At 43.8% G+C, this 23,816-nt stretch carries 20 protein-coding genes and 1 riboswitch; of the genes, 9 read left to right on the plus strand and 11 right to left on the minus strand.

The features are described 5' to 3' along the window. Window positions 1-89: 89 nt before the first annotated feature. Complete coding sequence (locus tag PV763_RS06980) at window positions 90-1,892, minus strand: acyl-CoA dehydrogenase C-terminal domain-containing protein (protein WP_191112206.1); 1,803 nt, start codon at window positions 1,890-1,892, stop codon at window positions 90-92. Window positions 1,893-2,193: 301 nt separating this feature from the next. Beyond that, window positions 2,194-2,787, minus strand: coding sequence for a hypothetical protein (locus PV763_RS06985; RefSeq protein WP_138743080.1), 594 nt, complete (start codon window positions 2,785-2,787; stop codon window positions 2,194-2,196). Between the two features lie 134 nt (window positions 2,788-2,921). On the opposite strand from PV763_RS06985, the gene baeS reads away from it, so the two are divergent. The 3 genes from baeS to PV763_RS07000 all read left to right on the plus strand — a co-directional run bounded on the left by baeS (window position 2,922) and on the right by PV763_RS07000 (window position 5,873). Next, window positions 2,922-4,574 (plus strand): sensor histidine kinase efflux regulator BaeS, encoded by a 1,653-nt coding sequence (gene baeS, locus PV763_RS06990; protein WP_191112207.1) that lies wholly within the window; start codon window positions 2,922-2,924, stop codon window positions 4,572-4,574. 13 nt (window positions 4,575-4,587) lie between these two features. Beyond that, window positions 4,588-5,274: a response regulator gene (locus PV763_RS06995; RefSeq protein WP_004278304.1), complete on the plus strand. Its 687-nt coding sequence runs from the start codon at window positions 4,588-4,590 to the stop codon at window positions 5,272-5,274. A 92-nt stretch (window positions 5,275-5,366) separates the two neighbouring features. Beyond that, the gene (locus tag PV763_RS07000) at window positions 5,367-5,873 is read left to right on the plus strand and encodes a GNAT family N-acetyltransferase (RefSeq protein ID WP_129716412.1); all 507 of its coding nucleotides are present in this window, start codon (window positions 5,367-5,369) and stop codon (window positions 5,871-5,873) included. A 77-nt stretch (window positions 5,874-5,950) separates the two neighbouring features. On the opposite strand, the gene PV763_RS07005 is transcribed toward PV763_RS07000, so the two are convergent. From PV763_RS07005 to PV763_RS07030, 6 genes are all read right to left on the minus strand, one after another. Continuing rightward, the gene (locus PV763_RS07005) at window positions 5,951-6,322 is read right to left on the minus strand and encodes an MmcQ/YjbR family DNA-binding protein (protein ID WP_129716414.1); all 372 of its coding nucleotides are present in this window, start codon (window positions 6,320-6,322) and stop codon (window positions 5,951-5,953) included. A 76-nt stretch (window positions 6,323-6,398) separates the two neighbouring features. Further along, window positions 6,399-7,844 carry a protein adenylyltransferase SelO gene (locus PV763_RS07010; RefSeq protein WP_191112208.1) on the minus strand — a complete coding sequence of 482 codons (1,446 nt, stop codon included), beginning with the start codon at window positions 7,842-7,844 and terminating at the stop codon, window positions 6,399-6,401. A gap of 132 nt (window positions 7,845-7,976) precedes the next feature. After that, on the minus strand, window positions 7,977-9,143 hold the full coding sequence (locus PV763_RS07015) for an acyl-CoA desaturase (RefSeq protein WP_004647507.1): 1,167 nt from the start codon (window positions 9,141-9,143) through the stop codon (window positions 7,977-7,979). A 440-nt stretch (window positions 9,144-9,583) separates the two neighbouring features. Beyond that, entirely contained in the window at window positions 9,584-10,297 is a 714-nt protein-coding gene (locus tag PV763_RS07020; protein WP_191112209.1) for a glycerophosphodiester phosphodiesterase, read from the minus strand. A 142-nt stretch (window positions 10,298-10,439) separates the two neighbouring features. Continuing rightward, window positions 10,440-11,024: a cob(I)yrinic acid a,c-diamide adenosyltransferase gene (locus tag PV763_RS07025; RefSeq protein WP_191112210.1), complete on the minus strand. Its 585-nt coding sequence runs from the start codon at window positions 11,022-11,024 to the stop codon at window positions 10,440-10,442. Between the two features lie 102 nt (window positions 11,025-11,126). Beyond that, window positions 11,127-12,950: a TonB-dependent receptor plug domain-containing protein gene (locus PV763_RS07030; protein ID WP_191112211.1), complete on the minus strand. Its 1,824-nt coding sequence runs from the start codon at window positions 12,948-12,950 to the stop codon at window positions 11,127-11,129. A 37-nt stretch (window positions 12,951-12,987) separates the two neighbouring features. Beyond that, window positions 12,988-13,199, minus strand: a riboswitch (cobalamin riboswitch). A 144-nt stretch (window positions 13,200-13,343) separates the two neighbouring features. Here PV763_RS07030 and PV763_RS07035 point away from each other — a divergent pair. Next, window positions 13,344-13,988, plus strand: coding sequence for a phosphoribosylanthranilate isomerase (locus PV763_RS07035; RefSeq protein WP_191112212.1), 645 nt, complete (start codon window positions 13,344-13,346; stop codon window positions 13,986-13,988). Further along, window positions 13,969-15,213: a tryptophan synthase subunit beta gene (trpB, locus tag PV763_RS07040; RefSeq protein ID WP_191112213.1), complete on the plus strand. Its 1,245-nt coding sequence runs from the start codon at window positions 13,969-13,971 to the stop codon at window positions 15,211-15,213. The genes PV763_RS07035 and trpB overlap by 20 nt, the downstream gene beginning before the upstream one ends. Before the next feature lie 125 nt (window positions 15,214-15,338). Here the strand turns inward: trpB and PV763_RS07045 are convergent, their stop codons facing one another. After that, window positions 15,339-16,979: an acyl-CoA synthetase gene (locus tag PV763_RS07045; protein WP_191112214.1), complete on the minus strand. Its 1,641-nt coding sequence runs from the start codon at window positions 16,977-16,979 to the stop codon at window positions 15,339-15,341. Window positions 16,980-17,212: 233 nt separating this feature from the next. Here PV763_RS07045 and PV763_RS07050 point away from each other — a divergent pair, with 233 nt between their 5' ends. From PV763_RS07050 to infC, 4 genes are all read left to right on the plus strand, one after another. Beyond that, entirely contained in the window at window positions 17,213-18,499 is a 1,287-nt protein-coding gene (locus tag PV763_RS07050) for a D-arabinono-1,4-lactone oxidase (protein WP_191112215.1), read from the plus strand. A gap of 10 nt (window positions 18,500-18,509) precedes the next feature. Beyond that, complete coding sequence (locus PV763_RS07055; protein WP_191112216.1) at window positions 18,510-19,679, plus strand: alanine racemase; 1,170 nt, start codon at window positions 18,510-18,512, stop codon at window positions 19,677-19,679. A gap of 224 nt (window positions 19,680-19,903) precedes the next feature. Beyond that, on the plus strand, window positions 19,904-21,826 hold the full coding sequence (gene thrS, locus PV763_RS07060) for a threonine--tRNA ligase (RefSeq protein ID WP_004278291.1): 1,923 nt from the start codon (window positions 19,904-19,906) through the stop codon (window positions 21,824-21,826). Between the two features lie 5 nt (window positions 21,827-21,831). Further along, on the plus strand, window positions 21,832-22,383 hold the full coding sequence (gene infC, locus PV763_RS07065) for a translation initiation factor IF-3 (RefSeq protein WP_071850398.1): 552 nt from the start codon (window positions 21,832-21,834) through the stop codon (window positions 22,381-22,383). Between the two features lie 43 nt (window positions 22,384-22,426). On the opposite strand, the gene PV763_RS07070 is transcribed toward infC, so the two are convergent. Then, the gene (locus PV763_RS07070) at window positions 22,427-22,978 is read right to left on the minus strand and encodes a hypothetical protein (protein ID WP_191112217.1); all 552 of its coding nucleotides are present in this window, start codon (window positions 22,976-22,978) and stop codon (window positions 22,427-22,429) included. Window positions 22,979-23,082: 104 nt separating this feature from the next. After that, window positions 23,083-23,538 carry an Hsp20 family protein gene (locus tag PV763_RS07075; protein WP_004732955.1) on the minus strand — a complete coding sequence of 152 codons (456 nt, stop codon included), beginning with the start codon at window positions 23,536-23,538 and terminating at the stop codon, window positions 23,083-23,085. Window positions 23,539-23,816 lie beyond the last annotated feature (278 nt).

A 23,816-nucleotide genomic window follows, 5' to 3' on the forward strand; every position in this document is an offset into this window, starting at 1 on the left:
AAGGTTAATTCTGTAACTCTTTATAAAGAAAAAGGACTGCCTGTTGATTGACCGTCCTTTTTCTGAAATGTAGCTAGTCTGAGACTAACTTAGAATGCAAAGTGTTCCGCATCCAGGTTCATCAATGGCTCTACACCTGTCGCAATCACTTCAACGTGTGAACGAACGCGTGGCAGGATTTTCTTGAAGTAGAAGCGTGCTGTCGTCACTTTGGCATTGTAGAAATCAACCTCAGTGGTGCCCGCAGCCAGTTGCTCCTGAGCAACCAATGCCATACGTGCCCATAGGTAAGCTAGAGTGACATAACCAGAGAAGTAGAGGTAATCGACTGCAGCCGCACCCACTTCTTCAGGGTTTTGCATCGCGCGCATACCAATCTGCATGGTCAGATCGCCCCATTCTTTGTTCAAGGCAGCCAATGGTTCAACGAATTCTTTCATTGCAGCATTGTCTTTGTGCGCTTCAGCAAATTTATGGATGATCTTGGTGAAGTCTTTCAACATTGCACCTTGCGTACCCAATACTTTACGGCCTAACAAGTCTAGTGCCTGAATTTCAGTGGTACCTTCGTACAGGCAAGCAATACGTGTATCACGTACGATCTGCTCCATACCGTGCTCAGAAATAAAGCCATGACCACCGAATACCTGAACACCGTGTTTCGCAGCTTCAGAACCGGTTTCAGTCAGGAATGCTTTTGCGATTGGTGTTAGCAATGACAGGATGTTGTCTGCAAATTTACGGTCTGCTTCTTCTGCAGCATGTTCAACCACGTCAGCATATTGTGCTAATAGATAAACCAGTGCACGACCGCCTTCTGCATATGCTTTTTGCGTCAACAGCATGTTACGTACAGCAGGATGTACAATGATTGGATCTGCTTCTTTTTCTGGTGCTTTAGGGCCACTTAAAGAGCGCATTGCCAGACGATCTTTTGCGTATGCAAGCGCGCCTTGGAATGAACCTTCAGATGCTGCAAGACCTTGAACTGCTGTACCGATACGTGCTGTGTTCATGAACGTGAACATGCAGTTCAAGCCGCGGTTTTCAGGTCCAATCAGGAAGCCTTTAGCATTGTCAAAGTTGATGACACAAGTCGCGTTACCATGGATACCCATCTTGTGTTCGATCGAACCACAACGTACGCCGTTACGCTCGCCAATAGAACCGTCAGCATTCAGGTTGAATTTTGGCACGATGAATAATGAGATACCTTTGGTACCTTTCGGTGCACCTGGCAGACGAGCAAGTACGATATGGATAATGTTCTCTGCCATGTCGTGTTCACCAGCAGAGATAAAGATCTTCTCGCCAGAGATTGCGTAGCTACCGTCCGCTTGTGGTTCAGCTTTAGTACGGATAATACCCAAGTCAGAACCCGCATGAGATTCAGTTAAGCACATGGTACCCGTCCATTCACCTGAAACCAGTTTAGGCAGGTAAGCGTCTTTTTGTTCAGCTGAACCATGATGTTCTAAAGTACGAACCGCACCGTGAGACAGGCCAGGGTACATGCCCCATGCCCAGTTCGCAGTACCCACCATTTCAGAAATCGCGATACCTAAAGAGTTCGGTAAGCCTTGACCGCCGTATTGTTCTTCAGCAGAAAGAGAAGGGAAGCCAAGCTCGATGTATTTTTGGTACGCTTCTTTAAAGCCAGTCGGAGTCGTAACAACGCCGTCATTCCAGGTACAGCCTTCACGGTCACCGGTCTGGTTGATCGGAGACAATTCGTTTTCACAGAAGTCGGCCGCAGCTTCTAAGTACTGATCTACCAGCTCACGGCTTACGTTTTCTTGGAATGCAGGGAGATTTGCATAGTGTTGTTCAGCATTTAATAATTCATGCAACACAAATTGCATATCACGTATAGGCGCTTTGTATTGTGGCATATCGGTTTCCTCAATACTGGTTGAACCAGCGTTATAATCTTAGATGAACTAAAACCTGTCTTCACTGACACGGTTTGGAATGATCTAATCGTGCAACAACTTCCCCTGCGGTACAAGCTTTTCGGGGTGTTTTCTTGGTGACTGTAAAGTCAAAGATTAATCTGCATGACGCATTAAAGGTCTTGAGTATAAAGACTTTAGCCATATTCTGCAGGAAACGAATAGTCAACTGTATGCATGAAAGAGCACGCAATAAAAAAGCACCCGAAGGTGCTAGTCGTGAAGCCTTGATTCCTATGCATTAATAGGTAGAGGCTGTGGGCTGGAAACGGACATGACATTTGCCATTGATAGTTTGTTCGCTCATCTTGATCTGTGCAGCAGTCCCGTCTTTTTTGCCTTGACAGGCTTGCAGCATGGCTCGTTGATGTGCCTGATGTTGAGCGAGGCGCTGATCAAACTGTTTAGTCAATTCTGCACGTTTGGCATCCGTCAAGACTTCACCGTGCATCATGCCTCTACGCATATCAGCACGCATTGGACGATGCTCAGCTTTCATGTCGCGATGGCTTTTCATCTCTTTACGATCTGCTTTAAAGACCATCTTGCAGGTGCCGTCTATGGTTTTATCGCCAGTCTTGATTTGAACGGCCGAGCCCACAGCTTTATTGTCGCAGGCCTGTTGAAGCTGTTTGGCAAACTGCATGCGTTCTGCACGCTTTGCCTTAAACTGCTCACGCTGTTCGGGAGTTAGATGCTGTTTTTTGCCTTCATGATGTTTCATCATGTGGGGATGATCATTGCTTGGCACATTGCTGGTGGATTGACAGGCAGTCAACGCACCCATTGATAAAACACTTGCACTGATTAAAGCTATTTTTGTCATGGTTTGCATTGTATTTATCCTGTCAAGAAGCTGATTCTATGTTAGATAAAGATTAAACAATAAAGATGAAGAAACAATGAAGAGTTTTTTGCCTCGGTGTTCGCTACAATAATGAATATAGAAGAAAAATTGAGATTTTACTTTTGAACATTCGCCGTATTCCCATTGCATTACGTCTATTTTTGACCGTGCTGTTGACCACGCTGGTCATTACCACGGTGAGCCTAGGTGTATTGCATCTGAATATGCAGCGTAATTTCGCCCGCTATGTCGCTGATGTCGAAATGCAGAAGCTGGATTATGTGATTGAAAATCTGGCAGATGTCTATGCAGTCTATCAGGACTGGGGCAACGCGATTCAGGCACAGATTCTCCAGATGGAAGGTGAAGCCGCACCAGATGATTATGACCGATTATCACGCTGGTGGTTACGCCGCCAGTATGATATTGCCTTGCAGCAGCGTTATTTTCAGGAACAGACCTTGGCTCAAGTGGCACCGAGTATGGTGAATCCAGAGCTGCCACAACGTCAGGTCAATGAAGAAGAATTACGTTTACTAGCATCTAATTTGCCTTCCCAGTTTCAGCCTTTTGAAGGCTTGAAATTCCCGCTCAGTTCTAATCAAAATCTGTTTAGAACTGATCGCAAAAATGGTAAGCAGCCAGCCCAGCAACCGACTGGTAAAAAACAGTTTATTCAGATGCCGGACCGTCTTGGCCTCAGTTCACGTCTCTCACTGTATGATGCCAAGCGTCGTTTCGTAGTGGGTGAGGCTTCAGATGAACAGATTTCTTATCGCCCGATTATGGTGAATAATCAGATTGTCGGCTATTTGGGCTTAAAACCGGTACTAGATCAGGATGATGCGCTCAGTATTAATTTCTTCAGTAACCAAAAGCGTTATTTATTTCTGGTTTATGCTCTCAGTATTTTGGCGAGTCTGATAGCTTCCCTGTTATTGGCGACTTATTTCAAAAAACCGATTCAACGTTTGCTCAATGGTACGCGTGCCTTGACTCAGGGAAATTATCAATATCAGGTTAAAGTGAACCGGAATGATGAATTAGGTGATTTATTCAATGAATTAAATGCATTGGCGGTGATTCTGGATCAGCATGAAACCTCACGCCGTCAGTGGGTGGCAGATACCTCACATGAGTTAAAAACGCCACTAGCAGTCTTACAGGCACAGATTGAAGCGATGCAGGACGGAATCCGTAAACCAACGCCTGAACATTTTGCTTCCATGCTGGCTCAGGTGAACAGTCTGAAAAAACTGACCCAAGATCTGGCCGCATTGGCACAGGTCGATGCCCAGCAATTGCAATTCTATTTCTCGACGGTGAATCCGTGGGAGGTTGTGCAGCAGGAACTCATTAACTTCCAGCCGAACTTTGAACAGGCTGAATTAGTGGTTACTGCAGATGGCGAAGGGACTGATTTAAATCTGGATCTAGATCGTTTTAAACAGATTGTGGCGAACTTGCTGAGTAACAGTATTCGCTATACTGAAGCAGGCGGGCAAGTGCATATTCATACGACACAAGATGATAAAGAATGGACCTTATATATCGATGATAGTCCGTTTGGTCTGACTGATGAACAACTGGCGCGTATTGGTGAGCGTTTCTACCGTGTCGATGATTCTCGTACCCGGGCGACTGGCGGAACCGGACTGGGTTTGGCATTATCATGTAAAATTACGCAGGCGCTGGGCGGCAGCTTAAGCTTTGCACATTCACCACTGGGTGGTTTACGATGCAAGCTGAGCTTTCCTAAACAAATGAAACCATGAAGGGAATAGATTGATGAAACATGTCATGCTGGTTGAAGATGAAATCGAACTTGCACAGTTGGTGCGAGACTATCTGGAAGCTGCTGGTTTTGAGGTCAGTATGTTTCATGATGGGCAGGAAGCATATAACAGTTTTACCCAGCGTAAACCGAGTCTGATGATTCTGGACTTGATGGTGCCGCGTATGGACGGCCTGACCATTTGCCGTAAGGTACGTGAACAGTCAGATTTGCCAATTATCATGGTAACCGCACGTACTGAAGAAATCGACCGTGTACTGGGTCTGAATATGGGTGCAGATGATTATCTCTGTAAACCGTTTAGTCCGAAGGAGCTGGTCGCGCGCGTACAGGCTGTGTTACGTCGTCTGGATCGTAAATCAGAACCGGAAAGCAATGATTTATTCCGCATGGACAAATCACAACAGCGCATCTGGTATCAACAAAAAGCCTTGAATTTAACGCCGACCGAATTCCGTTTACTGGAGTTATTCCTGGAACATGTCGGACAGGTATATTCACGTGCGCAATTGCTGGATCATATTAATCCGGACAGTTTTGATGTGGCTGACCGTGTTATTGACAGTCATATCAAGAATTTGCGCCGTAAGATTTCAGATGCAGCTGAAACCGGTAACCGTCATGAGTGGATTCAGGCGGTGTATGGGGTCGGTTACCGTTTTGAATATCCTGAAGATTGATTAAGTTTTTAATGTTTAAGAGAGGCGAATAGGTGAGAACTTATTCGCTTTTTTTATATCTGAAACTGGCAAGTATAAGAGGGTTAAAAATAATGAATATCATGATTCGAGATGAGCAAATAGATGACATTCAGGCAATTGAAGAGTTAACAACAGCCGCTTTTAAAAACATTGAATATTCAAGTCATGCTGAACATTTTATTATCAATGCATTAAGGAAAAAGCATCAACTGACGTTATCGTTAGTTGCTCTTGAAAATAATATTGTTGTTGGGCATATTGCCGTGTCTCCCGTATCAATGTCTTCGGGTGCAGCAGGGTGGTTTGGATTAGGCCCTATTTCAGTTTTGCCTGATCAAAAAGGTTTAGGCATTGGTTCAAGGCTTGTATATGCAGCACTGGACAGACTGAAAGCATTGGATGCAAAAGGCTGTGTGCTATTAGGCGATCCCAAGTATTATGCTCGTTTTGGCTTTCAACCCATTGCCGATTTAGTTTTGGAAAATGTACCAGCTGAATATTTTCAAGCGATCAGTTTTGATGGGGCTTTTCCGAAAGCCCAGGTATTTTATGATGAAGCATTTAATGCAACTAAATAACTGACGGTATATTGAATATTATTCTAATGATGAATCTTAAATTTTTTATATACATTATTCCTATACAAGGTGGGAACTTATCGTACTGTTTTAAGTAGCTCAATTCGCTGCCGATCGACTTTCTTTAACTTTAATACTACTAACTCATAAGAATTTAGCACCAAATCTCCAACCAAAGACCCATCTAGTTCTTCATCTTCATAAACTGAGATCCAGTGCTGCTTATTCATATGCCAGCCTGTACGGATATAAGGATAAATGTCTCGAAGCATGGCGCCGTGTTCAGGCTCGACTTTTAAATTAATCGCAGCTTTTCCTTGCAAATGAAAAGTCAGCATAAAGACTTTATCCATGACTTTATAAACATCACAGCCCTCAGCAAAAGGCTGAGTCACAGTGACTTCAGGAAGTTTTAAAGCAGTAAATGATGCAATTTGATGTAAAGACATAAGCTATGGATAAATCATCAGAAAACTGTGGATAATGCTTAAATTATCCACAGTTTTTGTTTGGGATGTGAATAAATTAAGACGAACAGCTGACCATGACTTCAGGCACGTCACTCGGCAATGGCGCTAAATCTTCAGGCTGTTCCAAATCGGGCTGTTTCAGGTAAGGCTGACTGAGTAATTTAAACAGACGGTCGACTTCAGAAAAATCATCCCGTTCTGCCAGTTCAATGGCTTTCTGTGCCATATGATTACGCAGAATATAATGCGGATTGGCCAGTTGCATGGCGGCGTCTAATTCTTCAATATCTTGGTGTTCACGGATAGATTCATATTGCGCCAAGAATGCTTCAAACTGACGACGGTCTAAGCAATCATCTTTCATGGCTTCATAGTCTTTATTTTGCAACCGGATAAAACTTTGGGTGTAGTCCAGTTGTTCACTCTGTAAAATGCGCAGAAAGGCCATTGCGCAGTCAAAACTGTCTTTATGGAAACTTGGCAAGCCCATTTTCTGGTTTAAACCATGTTTATAATGCTCTAAAAATGTTGGCTCATAGTGCTCCAGACACGCTGCTAAATCCTGTTTCCATTGTTCTTTGTCATAATCTGTAGGGCAGAGCGGCACCAGATTGTTTAACCATTGCCACAAATTCCAGTGTCCGATACTTGGCTGCTGCTGATAGGTATAACGCCCTTGGTAATCCGAGTGGTTATTGATCCAGTTCGGACGGAAGCGCTCCATAAAGCCATAAGGACCAAAGTCCAAAGTTGAACCGGTAATATTCAGGTTGTCGGTATTCATCACGCCATGTGCAAAACCGACCAGTTGCCATTTGGCAATCATCACCGCAGTGCGCTGAATAACTTTGGTGGCAAAGCTCAGAATCGGCTGTTCGTCTTGCAGACATTCCGAATAATGCCATTCGATACATTTCTGGGTAAATTCAGCCAGCAGATCTGGCTGATACTGATTGATCCATTCGAAATGACCGAAACGGATATGACAATCCGAAGTGCGCAACATCATCGCGCCCGGCTCTAGCTTCTCACGCTGAATACCTTGCATTGATGAAGTAAAACCGACCGCATTACTGGATGCTACACCCAAGGCATTTAAGGCATGACCCGCCAGATACTCACGAATGACTGACCGCAGCACGGCACGACCATCGCCCATGCGTGAATATGGCGTTGCACCAGCACCTTTTAGATGTAGGTCAATGGTCTGCTGGTTCTGATCCAGAATCTGAGCAATCAACAACCCACGACCATCTCCCAACTGTCCTGCCCATTGCCCAAACTGATGGCCTGCATAGACCATAGCCAAAGGTTCAAACTCAGCAAAGACTTTCTGACCACTACAAATCTCGACCCATTGCGCCTTGTCTTCATCCGACCATTGTAGTTGTTCTGCCAAAGCGGCATTGAAGTGCCCGGCTTTTGCACCTTTTAACGGCAGCGGAACTTGATGATGATAGAGGCGAGCAGGTAGTGTTTGATAGCGAGAGTTAAAATACATAGCATCAGTACAGGATTGGAATACATGAACTATAACAAAGATAGCTGTATAAAACTGTTGTATAAGCGAGAGTTCACGTTATCTTTCGGACATAAAAAAAGCCCCAATCGGGGCTTTAGTGTTCAACAGCTTTTATTGAGAAACTGCAGATTTTTTCAGATTACGAACCAGTAGATTCAAGGTTTGACGATGATGGGAAAGACGCTGTTCAACCAGCTGGAATTCAACTTTCAGCTTGTCATCCATCTGATGGATTTTTTCAGCCATCGATGCTTTCTTGACCTGAATTTCCTGTTCTTTCAGCTTCGCCCAGTCATTTAAAGTTTGGGTAAATGCATCATATTCCTGTGCGATCTTGGTTTTTACCGCCGAGATATCTTCAGAAACATCATGGCCATATACCGCAAGATCCTGTTCAGCATATTTAAACTTCATTGCCAATTCCGCTTTTTTGATATTAAAGCTAGGAATGCGGCGCAAGTTTTTAGCTAAACCAAGTTTAGAACAAGTCCAAATCAACCATTTAGTTGGATCGTACTGCCACCATTTCACGCCGTTACGGTAATCGTATTGGAAAATATGGTGATAGTTATGATAACCCTCACCCCAAGTTGCAACCGCGAGTACGAAGTTGTCACGTGCAGTATTTTCGTCGGTATAAGGACGATTTCCCCACATGTGGCACAGTGAGTTAATGAAGAAGGTCACATGATGGCTCAGGATTAAACGCATTAATCCACCCAATAGCAACACGCCCCAGACATCGCCGACTGCCCAGCCGATTGGAAGTAAAATCGCAGCATGAACAGCAATCACTAAAGGAACGTAGTATTTGTCCTGAAACATTACCACTTTGTCTTTTAACAGATCTGGCGCATTTTTATAGTTGGCAGCACCAGATGGATAATCACGTAACATCCAGCCAATGTGTGCATACCAGAAGCCTTTATTGATCGAGTACGGGTCTTGATCAACATCATCGACATGACGGTGATGGGTACGGTGACCAGATGCCCAGAATAAAATACTGTTCTGTACAGCAAATGTACCCATAATCATCAAGATGATTTTTAATGGTAAAGTGGCTTCATAAGCACGATGTGCCCACAGGCGATGGTATCCTGCTGTAATGCCGAGGCTGCTTACGCCCAGTAAAACAAACATACTGATCCAAGCGGCAGCGCTAAAATCATGGTGATACGCATACAACGGAATCGCGATCAGGGCTACGATTGGTAAAAATACCAATGCAAACACAGCAATCCAGTTGATGGGGGCTTTGGGTAAGGGAGCATTCATCTCCAACAGCACTCCTAGAACCTCGGAAGGTATAACAAAAAGCAGAAACTACTGTTGGTTTTAACAGCAGCCTATCTTGTCCATATTAGCATGCGCCCTAAGGCATCACTAGCATTATTGTACGGTTGTATTGTACTTGTCGGTAACAGAATAAGTAGGGCAGAAGTGACCATTTTGCGAGCGTAGACAGGCTCTGATTTCCGACTAAGTAACTGAGGATTATCACTCTTTCAGAAAATGGAAACGGAATGAATCAGATGAAAATCGTTGTTCATAATTTCTACAATATTATCAGGAAATTTGCAGAATATAGAGGTTGGGCAACTTAATTTCACTTTTAAATAAAATCTGATTAAGGAAGGTTCACACTTTCATTATTGCGTCATCGAAATGAACTGGGTCAAGAAATACCTAGATCAATCAAGGCTAAGAGAGATTATTTAGAGTTGTTGTAGCATCAGTTTTGGATAATCGGTAATCAGCCCCTGAATGCCCCAGTCTCGCAGCTGTTTCGCACGGGTGATATCATTGACTGTCCAGACACTGATATTCAACTCGGCAGCCTGCGTGGCTTGAATCAGGTCTTTACTGGCCATTTCGTCCATCCAGCCAATATGACAGCATCCAAGTTCCAGCGCCTGATCAATGGCCTGATGTTTGACATCGGTTTCAATCAATAAACCGCGTTTTAAACGTGAGTTTTGCTGTTTGAAGGCATCCAGAATTTTGGCATCAAAGCTGGTAATAATGGCTGCCTGCTCATAGCCTTGTAACTGCTGTTCGACTTCAAACGCGATTTTTTCAGCTGCTGCTTCAGATGCTACGCTTTTAATTTCGACTTCAATATGCTCGAAATTTCGAATGACATTTAAGGTTTGATCGAGCAATGGGGTCGCTTCGATTTTATTCCATTCTGACCAGGCCACTGCGTGATTATATTGGGTAAGATCTTGACGGTTACACTCGTATAGATGCTTCTGCAAACCGGTGGTACGCACAAAGTCGTCATCATGCATGATGATTAAGGCATTGTCTTTGAGCTGACGGACATCAAACTCAACGGCGCGAATGCCGATCTCCTGAATATATTGAAAACCGCCCAAGGTATTTTCAGGGGCTTCGCCACGTGCACCACGATGACCAATTATGCGCATAAGATGCTCATGAGTGGGAAAGTTAAGTTCATTTTGCGAGGGCTACGTGACAGAAGGATGACACTTTCTATTTTCGTCAGATGCTCTGTAAAATCAAGAGACATCTGATGGGTATTTTCAGATGCTAACTTGAAACATAATTTTACTTTTCGATGCTGTCATTGATATTTTTTTGCCACAGCACTTCGGAACCGCCCTCGCTTCGTTGCAGGGTGCGTGATGCTACAAATAACCAGTCCGATAAACGGTTAAGTAGTTGCAGTGACGCTGCCTGAATATTTTGGTCACGGTGATGAACTGACATTACGCTGCGTTCTGCACGACGGCAAACCGCACGAGCCTGATGGGCAAAACTACATACCAATGTGCCTGCCGGCAGAATAAAATCTTTGAGCATTGGTAAGGCCGCATTCATTCGGTCGATATCATTTTCCAAAAACTCAATCGATACCGGTTGCACCAGATTAAAACCCGGAATGCAGACTTCGCCGCCCAGATCAAATAGCCAGTGCTGAATCAGGCTTAAAGATTTATCCCAAGCGGCTTGATCTTTAATAGTGCTTGCTGAAATTTGTGCGCGTAATACGCCAATCACGGCATTCAGTTCGTCGACATCGCCGAGTGCATCAATACGTAAATCATCTTTGGCAACACGTGAGCCATCACCGAGTCCGGTAGTGCCTGAATCGCCTGTGCGCGTGTAAATTTTACTTAAACGGTGGCCCATATGTGTTCCTTGAATTTTTAATGAAGATAATAAAAAAGGATAATGTCGGTCATAACATTATCCATAAACTGCGCTGTTTTAAAGTTTTTTGCTGTTTAGAGCTTAGTATTTAAAAGTGATTCCAATAGAAGCGAGGCGGTCACTGGCAATGTAATAAGATGTGGCATCATTAAATGCTGTTTTGTAATTGGTATCACCTAGGTTACGAATATTCACAAAGGTTTTTAAGTGAGGATTCACTTGCCAATAGGCATTCATATCAATGACTGCATAGCCTGGAATAAGGCCTTTATCCTCCTTAGATTTACCTTTAGCTACTAAAGACGTGGACGCACCATACTGACCATTATCCCAACCCAAGGTTAGGTTGAAGTTTTGGCGTGGGCGATTTGGCAAATCTTTATCTTTATCATCGTTCTTGGCTTGAATATACGCATATTCAGCATTGGCATAGAAGTCATCTTGTGTCAATTTTAAACCCAATTCAGCACCATTAAAGGTGGCGCTGTCCATATTTTCAAATACCCAGTTGGTATCTCCGTTAGAGACCATAATATTGTCGACTTGGGTTTGAAAAGCAGAACCGTATAATGTCATTGATGGGGTGATTAGATGATCAAAACCAATTTCATAAGATACACTTTCTTCTGGTTGTAGGTCAGGATTACCGCCCCACCAAGCGGGTTCACTAATAATTTGCCCGACAACTGGGGCACGAAATGCTGTTCCGACATTGGCATAAATACTTGATGTAGGGCTTAGGGTATGTCGAACAGCGAGTTGTCCTACACTATGTGTACCAAATTGCTGATTGTCTTCAACTCGAATACCCGCTTGGGTGCTGATGACATCATTTTGATATTGGTGCTGTAAATAATAGCCAGTGCTATCATTTTCATCTTTAAAGGTGTTTAAACTTTCAGCTTCTGTCTTATTGTAATGTACACCCGCAAGAAGTTTATGCTCGGCGTTGATTTGCCATTGAATATTGGAATCTATTTCTTGTTGTTCAGTGATTACAGTCGATGGATAAGCGCTTTGTACAATTACGTATTCATCTTCAAATTGTGATAGGCGAGTTTCCCACACTAAATTTGGATTAAGCTTAAAATAACCTTTAATATTATAAAGGCGATTGGTGAAATCATAAGCTTCTGGTGCACCAGAAGAGAAGTAGTCGCCGTGACCTTCATTTTCTTTAAATTCCGCTGACAATCCAAAGTTGTCTTGATCAACGCCTAATTTCGCTGAATAGCCTTTTTGATCGAAACCTGCTTTTTTAGCTTGATTGCTAATAATTTGGTCACCATCTGTTTCTAGGCGTTGCCCACGAATTTGGGCGTAATAGCCATTTTCAGCAGCATCAACACCGACAAGTGATTTGTAGGTATTTTTTTCACCGACTTCGACCGTTGTAAACGCACTATTTTCTGTCGGTGTTTTGGAAATGAGTTGAATTACACCTCCAATTGCATCAGTACCATATTGTACCGATGCAGGGCCTTTTAGAATTTCAATTTGCTTAATGTCTGTCGTATCAATTAAATGTAAATTTGTACCTGCAACAGTTGCGGTATTTGAGCGCATACCATCTTGTAAAATTAAGGTATGTGCGGCATTGCTGCCACGCAAGAAAATTGAAGCTGGTTGACCATAGCCACCCACTTGTTTGACTGATAGCGCTGCTTCTTTCGTTAATAATGAAGGTAAGTCAGCAATAGGGGATTGTTGAATCGTTTTTTCATCAATCACATTTAGACGCATCGGCACATTTTCAATATTTTGTTCGCTGCGTGATGCCGTGATCACAATGGTATCTAAAGATGCTTTCGCAACTTTTTGCTCGTTAGCAAAAACAGATGAAGTGGTACCCAACGCAAGTGCGATCGCACCTACCAAGGCAGTAGGTTGACAATGAAGTGACATGTTAAAGCTCCATACATTCACTTCCCCGTGAATGATTGAGTTATAGAACACAGCAAGCAGGTTTCCGGACTTAAATGTGCAAAGCAGCGACTTTGCTGTATATCCACCTTCCCACATCAAGATGCAGTGGTGTAAACCAAAGAGTTTAAATTGAGATACGTTTCATTTTTTACCGTTGCGGGGGCAGTGCTGGATTTACACCAGCTTCCCTAAAGCCTGAAGGCTTGGACTTGCTGCAAAGTGAGCGCAGTATAAAGTCAATATGAGTTATACACAATCTGCATAGAGAATAATCCAGATGAACTTTACGCAAGTCAGAAAAATTGCATTACAATGATTTGCCCCAATCTTATAGATTGTTCAATACATTGGTAGATCTAGAGCCAACATAATATGCGAACCCGTGCCAAAATTTGTGGAATCACCCGAGTTGAAGATGTACATGCCGTAGTCAATGCTGGCTGTGACGCGATAGGATTTGTATTTTATCCACCGAGTCCACGACATGTTACTTTAGAGCAGGCTGAAATCCTGATCCGGTCGGTTCCAGCTTATGTACAGGCGGTGGGCTTATTTGTGAATAGTCACGCAGATGAAATTCAGGATATTCTTAAAACCGTTCCACTGGATATTTTACAATTTCATGGCGATGAAACACCTGAACAGTGTCAGGCCATCACCCAGCAGGTCGGACGCCGCTGGTATAAAGCCATTCAGGTAAAACCTGATCTGGATGTGGTTGCAGAAATTCAGCGTTATCAAGATGCAGGCGCAAGTGCAGTACTATTAGACGCATGGCATCCTGACCTGAAAGGCGGCACAGGGCACAGCTTCGATTGGGATACATTTCCCAAACTCAATCTTCCCTTGGTCTTGGCAGGCGGTTTAAATCCTGACAATATCGAACAGGCAATTCTCACCACACAGGCCTATGCCGTGGATGTGAGTGGCGGTGTCGAGTCCGCAAAAGGTATTAAAGACCAACAACTCATAGAACGCTTTATGCAAGGAGTCCATCGTGGATCAGCAAAGTACTAGCCAGAACAGTCAGGCAGTTGACTATACCCAATTCCCGGATGAACGCGGGCATTTCGGTATTCATGGCGGACGTTTTGTGTCAGAAACACTCATGGCGGCTTTAGAAGACTTGGAAAAGCTCTATTTCCGTATGAAAGATGATGCGCAGTTTTTGGCAGAATTTGACCGTGACATGGCGTTTTACGTCGGTCGTCCGAGTCCTTTATATCATGCTGAACGATGGTCGAAAGAGTTGGGTGGCGCACAGATTTACCTGAAACGTGAAGACCTGAACCATACCGGTTCGCACAAAGTAAATAATACAATCGGTCAGGCCTTACTGGCGAAGCTTTCCGGCAAGAAACGTATTATTGCCGAAACAGGGGCAGGCCAGCACGGTGTGGCGACGGCCACCATCGCAGCACGTTTAGGTCTTGAATGCGTAGTATTCATGGGCGCAGACGATGTAAAACGTCAGGCGATGAACGTCTACCGTATGCGTTTATTGGGTGCGACGGTTGTGCCGGTAGAAAGTGGCTCCAAAACATTAAAAGATGCCATGAACGAAGCCATGCGTGATTGGGTGACCAATGTTGATTCAACTTACTACGTCATTGGTACCGTGGCAGGTCCACATCCATATCCGCAACTGGTTCGTGATTTCCAGTCGATCATTGGTCGTGAAGCACGCCGTCAGATTCTGGAACAGGCTGGCCGTTTACCAGATGCCCTAGTGGCATGTGTCGGTGGTGGATCCAATGCCATGGGCTTGTTCTATCCATTCCTGAATGACCAAGATGTGAAAATGTATGGTGTTGAAGCAGCAGGTCATGGGATTGAATCAGGCAAGCACTCTGCGCCGTTGAATGCCGGTCATGTCGGTGTACTGCATGGCAACCGTACTTATTTAATGTCGGATGCACAAGGTCAGATTATCGAAACCCATTCAATTTCTGCAGGTCTGGATTATCCGGGTGTGGGTCCGGAACATAGCTTCCTGAAAGATATGGATCGTGTTAAATACGTACCAATTAATGACCAAGAAGCGCTACAAGGTTTCCGCGACTTGACCAAGATTGAAGGTATTATTCCGGCGTTGGAAAGCGCACACGCCATGGCATACCTGACCAAACTTGCACCGACCATGGACAAGGATCAAATTATTCTTGCGACGGTTTCAGGTCGTGGTGATAAGGACTTGATGACCGTTGCCCGTATTGATGGCGTGGAAATGGTAGAGATGTAAGTTCCTTAAAGTCCTCTCCTTATAGGAGAGGGTTTGGGAGAGGTTATTTCAAATAAAAATCGTGCTAAGTTTTCTTAGCACGATTTTTTATGGAGTCAATTTTAAAAGAACCCGCTGGTCTGGAATTAAGAAAATTCACCTTGCGCGCGTTCTTTGGCCCATTCACGTAAAACAAATTTCTGTAATTTACCGGTCGAGGTTTTTGGAATTTCGGTAATCACCACATCCTTAGGCACTTTAAAGCGGGCCAGATGTTCACGGCAAAATTCCATAATTTCTTCTTCAGTGGCCTTGGTGCCTTCTTTGAGCTCAATAAAGGCACAAGGAACTTCCTGCCAGCGTGGATCAGGCTTGGCGACTACCGCTGCAGTCAGCACCGCCGGATGCTGATACAGTACTTCTTCCACTTCAAGCGATGAAATATTTTCTCCGCCAGAAATAATCACATCTTTGGAACGGTCGGTAATTTTGGCATAGCCATCCGGTTGGCATACCGCCAAATCTCCCGTATGGAACCAGCCACCGGCAAAGGCTTCTGCTGTCGCCTCAGGATTTTTCAGATAACCTTTCATCACGATATTGCCACGGAACATGATTTCACCCATGGTCTGACCATCATGTGGCACTTCCTGCATGGTATCCGGATCAAGCACTTTCATGCCATCTTGCAATGGATACGGGACGCCTTGACGTGAATGTAACTGTGCCTGTTCCTGAATAGACAGATCGCTCCAGCCTGCCTGTGAAGCGCAGAGTGCAGAAGGGCCATAGGTTTCAGTCAAGCCGTAAACATGCGTTACGTTAATACCGATATTGCGCATGCCTTCAATAATTGCTGCTGGAGGTGCGGCACCCGCCACCATCACTTCGACACGGTGATCAATCTTGGTCTTTTTCTCTTCAGGCGCGTTAATCAACATCGACAGAACAATCGGTGCACCACAGAAGTAATCGACCTTATGTTCAGCGATCAGCTTAAAGATCCGTTCAGCATCAACTTTACGCAAGCAAACGTTGGTTCCACCGTTGGCCGCCATGGTCCAGGCAAAGCACCAGCCATTACAGTGGAATAGCGGCAGTGTCCATAAATAGGTGGCACGTGGTGTCATGCCACAGGCAATAATATTACTGGCTGCGTTAATGTAGGCACCACGATGATGATAGACCACGCCTTTCGGGTTGCCGGTGGTCCCAGAAGTGTAACTTAAGCTGATGGCATCCCATTCATCTTGAGGTAAATGCCATTCAAAGTTTGCATCGCCTTGCGCAATCCAGTCTTCATATTCGATTTGGCCAATACGCTGGTCTTCACCTTCAAACTCTGCATCAGCCACATCAATGACATAAATGTCTTGTGAAACTAGAGCGAGTGCTTCAGTCGCAAGTGCAGTAAATTCAGGATCAACCAATAATACTTTGCTCTCAGCATGTTCCAGCATGAAAGCAAGGGTCTTGGCATCCAGACGGGTATTTAAGGTATTCAGGACGGCACCTGCCATTGGTACAGCAAAATGCGCTTCGATCATGGCAGGGACGTTAGGCAGCAGGACAGACACGGTATCATTTTTACCGATGCCTAATTTTTGGAGTTGGTTGGCAAACTGACGACAACGGTTGTATTTCTCACGCCAGGTAATACGACGCTTACCGTGAATAATCGCGTTCTGGTTTGGATAGATATAAGCTGCACGATCAAGATAGCGTAAAGGTGATAAGGCTACAAAATTCGCGGGGGTACGCGGTAATTCATCATATGCGCTAACCATTGTAAAACTCCGTTCTATATTTATTTTCATATCCTGTTGAAAAGATATGTATTTCTCAGAAATCTTGCATTTATGCTTTAGTCGAGTACGATTTTACAAATTTTAAGTATTTGAATATTAATAAAAATATTTAACCCTACTTAAATGTTTTGAACGCATGGGTTCCCAAGTTTGATTTTTTAGGTATTTTACTCTAGTTCAGCCATTAAAATAATATGAGCCCAGGAAGAATAATGAAAATACAACAGGCGAATGACGTCTGGCGAAACTGGTCGGGGAGCCAGTTCAGTGCCGCTCGGATTGTTCAGCCCAGCCAGATCAGTGAATTACAAAGTTTAGTGAAGACCCATGCACACATTCGTGCAGTGGGTGCAGGACATTCATTTAGCCCATTGGCCAAAACAGATGAGGTGTTGCTTAATCTCGATTTGTTAAAAGGTATCGTTGCCTTTGATCAAGAGAAAACCCAATGCACCGTGCGGGCCGGGACGCGTTTATATGATTTGGGGAAAGATCTGGTACCGATCAATCAGGCCTTAATCAATCAGGGCGATATAGACCAGCAAAGTCTGGCCGGAGCGATTTCTACCGGAACGCATGGCACGGGCATCGATTTACCTTGCATCTCTGCTTTTGTGGAAGGCTTTGAATTGCTGACCGCGGATGGAGAGCTGTTGCAATGTCATCGTGAGCAGAATGCTGAGATATTTCAGGCTGGACGGGTGGCATTGGGCAGCTTAGGCATATTGACCCAAATAACCCTGCAAAATCGACCACGATATAAACTAAAAGAACAGATCCAGCTCTGTTCATTAAAAGACATATTTACCCATATTGGTCAATGGAAACATCAGCACCGACATATTGAGTTTTGGGCTTTTCTGCATGCCGATCAGGTGATACTGAAAACCCTGGATGACACGGAGGATGACATTCAGCCGAGACAGGAAAGCTGGCCTTCGGAAGATACTTTATTAACCGTATGTTCGGAATTGACGCGACTTTTCCCAAAGACAAATCCCTATCTGCAAAAACTGCTGAGTGTGTTTGTTAAATCGACTTGCTATGTAGATTGGTCATCCCGGATTTTTCCGACCTCGCGCAATACCAGATTTAATGAAATGGAATATCAGATTCCGGTTGAGCAAGGTTTGCAATGTCTGGAAGAGGTTTTAGCGACTTTAAGGAAGCATAAGGTGCCGATGTTTTTCCCGATCGAGTTCCGTTATGTCAAAGGCGATGAGATCTGGCTGAGTCCTTTTTATCAGCGCGATTCAGTTTCCATTTCCATTCATCAGTTCTATAAACAGGATTATCATGCGATTTTTGATCTGGTCGAGCCGATTTTACAGAAATATCAGGGACGACCGCATTGGGGCAAGTTACATAGTATGAGCGCAGCATCACTGCGCGAACTCTACCCGAAATGGGATAATTTCATGGTGCTACGTCAGCAATTGGATCCACAGCAAAAATGGCTGAATCCATATTTAAAAGAATTGTTTTTATCTGGGAAATGAGGAGAGGGCGATGCAATCAAATTATTTTCAGCAACTGACACAAGACTTAAAACGGCAGGGCACTGGCACACCGCAACTGATTTTAGATTTAAAAACCTATCAACGTAATTTGGACTATGTACAGTCAAAATTGCCTGCGCAGTTACAACCGCGCCTGGTGGTGAAATCCTTAGCCAGCATTCAGCTACTCAAACTGGCCAGTGAAAAACTAAATACCCAGCGCTTTATGGTCTTTCATCTGCCGCATCTTTCCTGCATAAGTGCGTCATTTCCACAGGCCGATATCTTGCTGGGTAAACCGATGCCGATTCAGGCGGTAAAACGTTTTTATCAAACTTCACCTGAGCAAAATAAAGCCAATGATCAAGAAAATATTCAATGGCTGATTGATGATGTGGAACGATTAAAACAATATCTGCAACTCGCGCAAAGCTTGAATATCTGCCTGAATGTCAATATTGAAATTGATGTAGGACTGCATCGTGGCGGCGTACAAACGCAGCAGCAATTTATAGCTTTAATGAAGCTGATTCAGCACAACGCGGCTTATCTCAAACTTTCGGGTCTAATGGGCTATGATGCACATGTCGCCAAACTGCCAAAAATTTTGAAAAGTCCCGACAAAAGTTATCAGCAATCACAGCAGATGTATCAACAATACAAAACGATGATTCAGCAGCAATTCCCCGATTTATGGCATGAGGGGCTGTGTTTTAATGGTGGTGGTAGTCCGACCTTTATGCAGCATTGCCAGCAAAGTGTTTGTAATGATCTAGCCTTTGGCTCGATGCTGCTTAAGCCCAGTGATTTTGATCTGGCGAATCTGGCTGAACTGCAATGTGCACTCTGGATTGCCGCACCCATTTTAAAAGTGTTGCCTTGTAGTCAGATTCCCGGTCTGGAGCTGCTGAATCATTTTCCAAAAAAATATAAAGCCGTATTTATTTACGGGGGTTATTGGCGAGCAGATTATATCTACCCTGAAAAAAGCCGGCCGCATGTATTGTATGGCCGAAGCAGTAATCAGGAAATGCTTCAGGTGCCCATGCAGTGCGATATTCATGTCGATGATTATGTGTTTTTAAGACCGACACAAAGTGAAGCTATCATCCCGCAATTCGCTCAGCTTTATGTTTATACAGAGGGAGAGTTTATCCAGTGGCAGACTTTGCGGGAGTAACTACATTCTGAAGGCAAAAATGAGCTTAAGCCTTTAAAGATCAGGCACAGATTTGGCGGTAAATCTTATTTTTATTGGGAAAAGGTTTAATCATGCGGCTAAGCCGTGTAAAATTCGAATCGATTTTATTTATCCACCGTTTTTATCTTTTGAGGCTGTGCCTCGATCATAATCTCGCGGTGATATGCTCCATGGTACGGGGCATCACTCCTTAAGGATTTCTTATGCCAATTATCACTTTGCCAAATGGCGATCAAAAACAGTTTGATCACGCCGTATCTGTGATGGACGTTGCACTTAGCATTGGTCCTGGTCTTGCAAAAAATACAGTTGCTGGTCGTGTCAACGATCGTTTGGTTGATGCGTCTGATCTCATCACTGAAGATGCAACACTACAAATTATCACGCCTAAAGACGAAGCCGGTGTTGAGATCATTCGCCATTCTTGCGCGCATTTGGTCGGTCATGCGGTTAAGCAACTGTTCCCAGAAGCAAAGATGGTCATTGGTCCGGTCATTGAAGAAGGTTTCTACTATGACATCTGGATGCCACGTCCGTTTACCTTAGACGACATGGCAGCGATTGAAGAGCGTATGAAAAAGCTCATCGATCAAGACTATGATGTTGTGAAAAAAATGACACCACGTGATGAAGTGATTGCTGAATTCACTGCGCGTGGCGAAGAATACAAATTGCGTTTGATTGCAGACATGCCTGAAGAAACCCAAATGGGCTTGTACTACCATCAAGACTATTTGGATATGTGCCGTGGTCCGCACGTACCAAATACCAAATTCTTAAAATCATTCAAGCTGACTAAAATCTCTGGTGCTTACTGGCGCGGTGATGCGAAAAACGAACAGCTACAACGTATTTACGGTACAGCGTGGGCAGACAAAAAACAGCTTGCTGCTTATGTAAAACGTATTGAAGAAGCAGAAAAACGCGACCACCGTAAAATCGGTAAAGCGCTTGATTTGTTCCACATGCAAGAAGAAGCACCGGGTATGGTGTTCTGGCATCCGAATGGCTGGACCATTTATCAAGTGCTTGAACAATATATGCGTAAGGTACAACAAGACAACGGCTACGAAGAAATTCGTACACCACAGGTTGTTGATTTCACGCTTTGGGAAAAATCAGGACATGCTGCCAACTATGCAGACAACATGTTCACCACGCATTCTGAAAATCGCAACTATGCGGTGAAGCCAATGAACTGTCCTTGTCACGTACAAGTGTTCAATCAAGGCTTGAAGTCGTATCGTGATCTTCCGGTACGTCTGGCAGAGTTTGGTTCATGTCACCGTAACGAACCATCTGGTTCTTTGCATGGCATTATGCGTGTACGCGGCTTTACTCAAGATGATGCGCACATTTTCTGTACCAAAGAACAGATTGGTCCTGAAGTTGCAGACTTTATCAAATTGACACTGGATGTATACAAAGATTTTGGCTTCGAAGAAGTACAAATGAAGTTGTCGACGCGTCCTGAAAAACGTGTGGGTGATGACAAGCTTTGGGATATGGCAGAAAAATCTTTGGCAGATGCTTTAGATGCTGCGGGTCTTGAGTGGGAGCTTCAACCGGGTGAGGGCGCATTCTATGGTCCGAAGATTGAATTCTCTCTGAAAGACTGCTTAGGTCGTGTCTGGCAGTGTGGTACCATTCAGTGTGACTTTAACTTGCCAGAACGTCTAGATGCGTCTTATGTCACTGAAGATAATGACCGCGATCAGCCAGTAATGTTACATCGTGCAATTCTTGGCAGTTTCGAGCGTTTTATTGGTATACTGATCGAACACTACGCAGGCTTCATGCCACCTTGGTTGGCACCAATGCAAGCATGTGTGATGAACATTACCGATTCTCAAGCTGAGGCATGTGAGTCAGTCGTCGCAAAACTTAAAGAAAACGGTATCCGTGCAATTTCTGACTTGAGAAATGAGAAAATCGGCTTTAAGATTCGTGAACGTACATTAGAGCGTATTCCTTACTTACTGGTACTTGGGGACCGTGAAGTAGAGGAAGGTACCGTAAACGTGCGTACCCGCTCAGGAACAAATTTGGGTACTATGTCAATCGATGCTTTCGTTGACTTAGTAAAAGCAGCCGTAGCCGAACGCGGCCGGTACATTGTGGAGTAACAGCGATTAAACAGCCTGACCGTAATCAACAGGGCGGTAACAAATCAAACCGTCCTGCCTTGAATGATGAAATTCGTGCGAAAGAAGTCCGTCTTGTAGACGAAAATGGTGAGCAAAAAGGGATTGTAAGCTTAGCTGACGCCCTACGCGCAGCAGAAAGTGTTGAGCTTGATCTTGTTGAGATCGTAGCAAACGCTGAGCCACCAGTATGTAAGATCATGGACTTCAACAAGCATTTGTTTGATCTTAAGCAAAAGCAGAAAGAAGCGAAGAAAAAACAACATCAAGTCCAGGTGAAAGAAATCAAGCTACGCCCGGGTACTGATGTTGGTGATTACAACGTAAAACTACGTGCAATCATCAAGTTCCTTGAAGAAGGTAACAAGGTGAAAATCACGCTTCGTTTCCGTGGTCGTGAAATGGCGCACCAACAGTTGGGTCTAGCTCAATTGCAAAAAATTGAAGCTGACGTGGCTGAATTCGGTACTGTTGAGCAGATGCCGAAAATGGAAGGCCGTCAAATGGGTATGCTACTTGGTCCTAAAAAGAAAAAGTAAGCACTCATTAAGCGAAAAAAGCCCTGCATATGCAGGGCTTTTTTTATGCTCTAAAGTTCCAGGCACTTTGTATGGCCTGCATAATCTGTTGAGCTTGCGGGCGGGAAAACATCGACAGCTGAATCCGGAAAAATCCAAGACAAATTTGATTTATTAGACCGGATTGATGCAATTTAAAATCCAAAGTGCCATCACGTTGACTAATCACATGCGCTGGCATGTTATAGAGCCAGCTTTTGAGATGTGCTTTGAGAGAAGCATAGCGTGGATTCAGAAAGCTATACTGTACCGAATGTCGTTTTAAGCACAGGCTGATGCGGAAACCGGCCAAAGTATAATAAATAGAGTATGAGGTTATTTTGAGTTTGGTTCCCAGCATAAGCAGCGAAAGACCAAGAAAGCCGCCAATATAAACATAAAAGCTAGGAGACTCCTGCCATAAAAATAATAGTCCTTGGAAAAAACTGGAATTGCTACGCACACTGCTGAAATAAAAAATGCTGAATATTCCGATCGGATAACAAAACAGCAAATATCCCGTAGTGCGCATGATCGGGCTAGCTTGATGAAACAGGATGTTTTCTGGCGCATTCATGGTTTATTTTTATGATCAGAAAGCGTATTGCCTCCATGAGCTTAGGTAATCTCTAGCCAAAAAGAAAGGCCCTTTCGGACCTTCCTTTGCGTACTTAATCAAGCTTATTCCACTGATTTTTCATCGTTTGCAATGAGCAGTTTATTGCCAATCGGGATTTGACGTGGCAATTTTTCTTCTGGAATAATGCGCTGCAAGTCGATGATCAATAAACCATTTTCATAGTCTGCCTGTTGTACCTCAATATATTCATCCAGACGTAAAGACAATTTAAATGCACGTCGCGCAATGCCTTTGTACAGGAATTCAATACTGTCATTGCTCTGGTTTTCAGGCTTGCCTAGGATGGTCAGCAACTTATTTTCCAGACGAATGTCGAGTTCTTCCTGACGAAAACCCGCAGTTGCCACCACGATGCGGTAATTATTCTCACCACGCTTTTCGATATTATACGGTGGGTAATTCGGTGCATCGCTTTGCATGGCATAGTCAATAAAGTCATTCAAGCGATCAAAGCCAATACTACGACGAAATAATGGATGAAGATTTAAGTTACTCATGATTAGAACCTTCTCACTAAAGCAAAGTTATAAAAACAAGAAAATAAGATCTGTCATGTCAGACATCAACAGCGCATAAGATTGACGCAATCCTTATGCAGAAATAAATATGTGTTTGGAGCTGAAATTTTCAAGATCAAAAAGAAAAAAATATATAAATTTTTAATAAGATTTTGATATTTATTGAAAAATAATTTTAAAATGCAGACTTGTTGTTTCTTTCTAAATCCTCTATGTTGAGTACATCGTCGCATAGTAAAAGTGCAGGGAGTATTAGA

The sequence above is a fragment of the Acinetobacter sp. AS5 genome (genome assembly GCF_048957595.1).
In the GTDB taxonomy this organism is placed as follows: Bacteria; Pseudomonadota; Gammaproteobacteria; order Pseudomonadales; family Moraxellaceae; genus Acinetobacter.

Coding starts and splice junctions, on each gene's coding strand:
- PV763_RS06980 (WP_191112206.1), bottom strand. CDS start 1,892: ATGCCACAATACAAAGCGCCTATACGTGATATGCAATTTGTGTTGCAT.
- PV763_RS06985 (WP_138743080.1), bottom strand. CDS start 2,787: ATGCAAACCATGACAAAAATAGCTTTAATCAGTGCAAGTGTTTTATCA.
- PV763_RS06995 (WP_004278304.1), top strand. CDS start 4,588: ATGAAACATGTCATGCTGGTTGAAGATGAAATCGAACTTGCACAGTTG.
- PV763_RS07000 (WP_129716412.1), top strand. CDS start 5,367: ATGAATATCATGATTCGAGATGAGCAAATAGATGACATTCAGGCAATT.
- PV763_RS07005 (WP_129716414.1), bottom strand. CDS start 6,322: ATGTCTTTACATCAAATTGCATCATTTACTGCTTTAAAACTTCCTGAA.
- PV763_RS07010 (WP_191112208.1), bottom strand. CDS start 7,844: ATGTATTTTAACTCTCGCTATCAAACACTACCTGCTCGCCTCTATCAT.
- PV763_RS07015 (WP_004647507.1), bottom strand. CDS start 9,143: ATGAATGCTCCCTTACCCAAAGCCCCCATCAACTGGATTGCTGTGTTT.
- PV763_RS07020 (WP_191112209.1), bottom strand. CDS start 10,297: ATGCGCATAATTGGTCATCGTGGTGCACGTGGCGAAGCCCCTGAAAAT.
- PV763_RS07025 (WP_191112210.1), bottom strand. CDS start 11,024: ATGGGCCACCGTTTAAGTAAAATTTACACGCGCACAGGCGATTCAGGC.
- PV763_RS07030 (WP_191112211.1), bottom strand. CDS start 12,950: ATGTCACTTCATTGTCAACCTACTGCCTTGGTAGGTGCGATCGCACTT.
- PV763_RS07035 (WP_191112212.1), top strand. CDS start 13,344: ATGCGAACCCGTGCCAAAATTTGTGGAATCACCCGAGTTGAAGATGTA.
- PV763_RS07045 (WP_191112214.1), bottom strand. CDS start 16,979: ATGGTTAGCGCATATGATGAATTACCGCGTACCCCCGCGAATTTTGTA.
- PV763_RS07050 (WP_191112215.1), top strand. CDS start 17,213: ATGAAAATACAACAGGCGAATGACGTCTGGCGAAACTGGTCGGGGAGC.
- PV763_RS07055 (WP_191112216.1), top strand. CDS start 18,510: ATGCAATCAAATTATTTTCAGCAACTGACACAAGACTTAAAACGGCAG.
- thrS (WP_004278291.1), top strand. CDS start 19,904: ATGCCAATTATCACTTTGCCAAATGGCGATCAAAAACAGTTTGATCAC.
- PV763_RS07070 (WP_191112217.1), bottom strand. CDS start 22,978: ATGAATGCGCCAGAAAACATCCTGTTTCATCAAGCTAGCCCGATCATG.
- PV763_RS07075 (WP_004732955.1), bottom strand. CDS start 23,538: ATGAGTAACTTAAATCTTCATCCATTATTTCGTCGTAGTATTGGCTTT.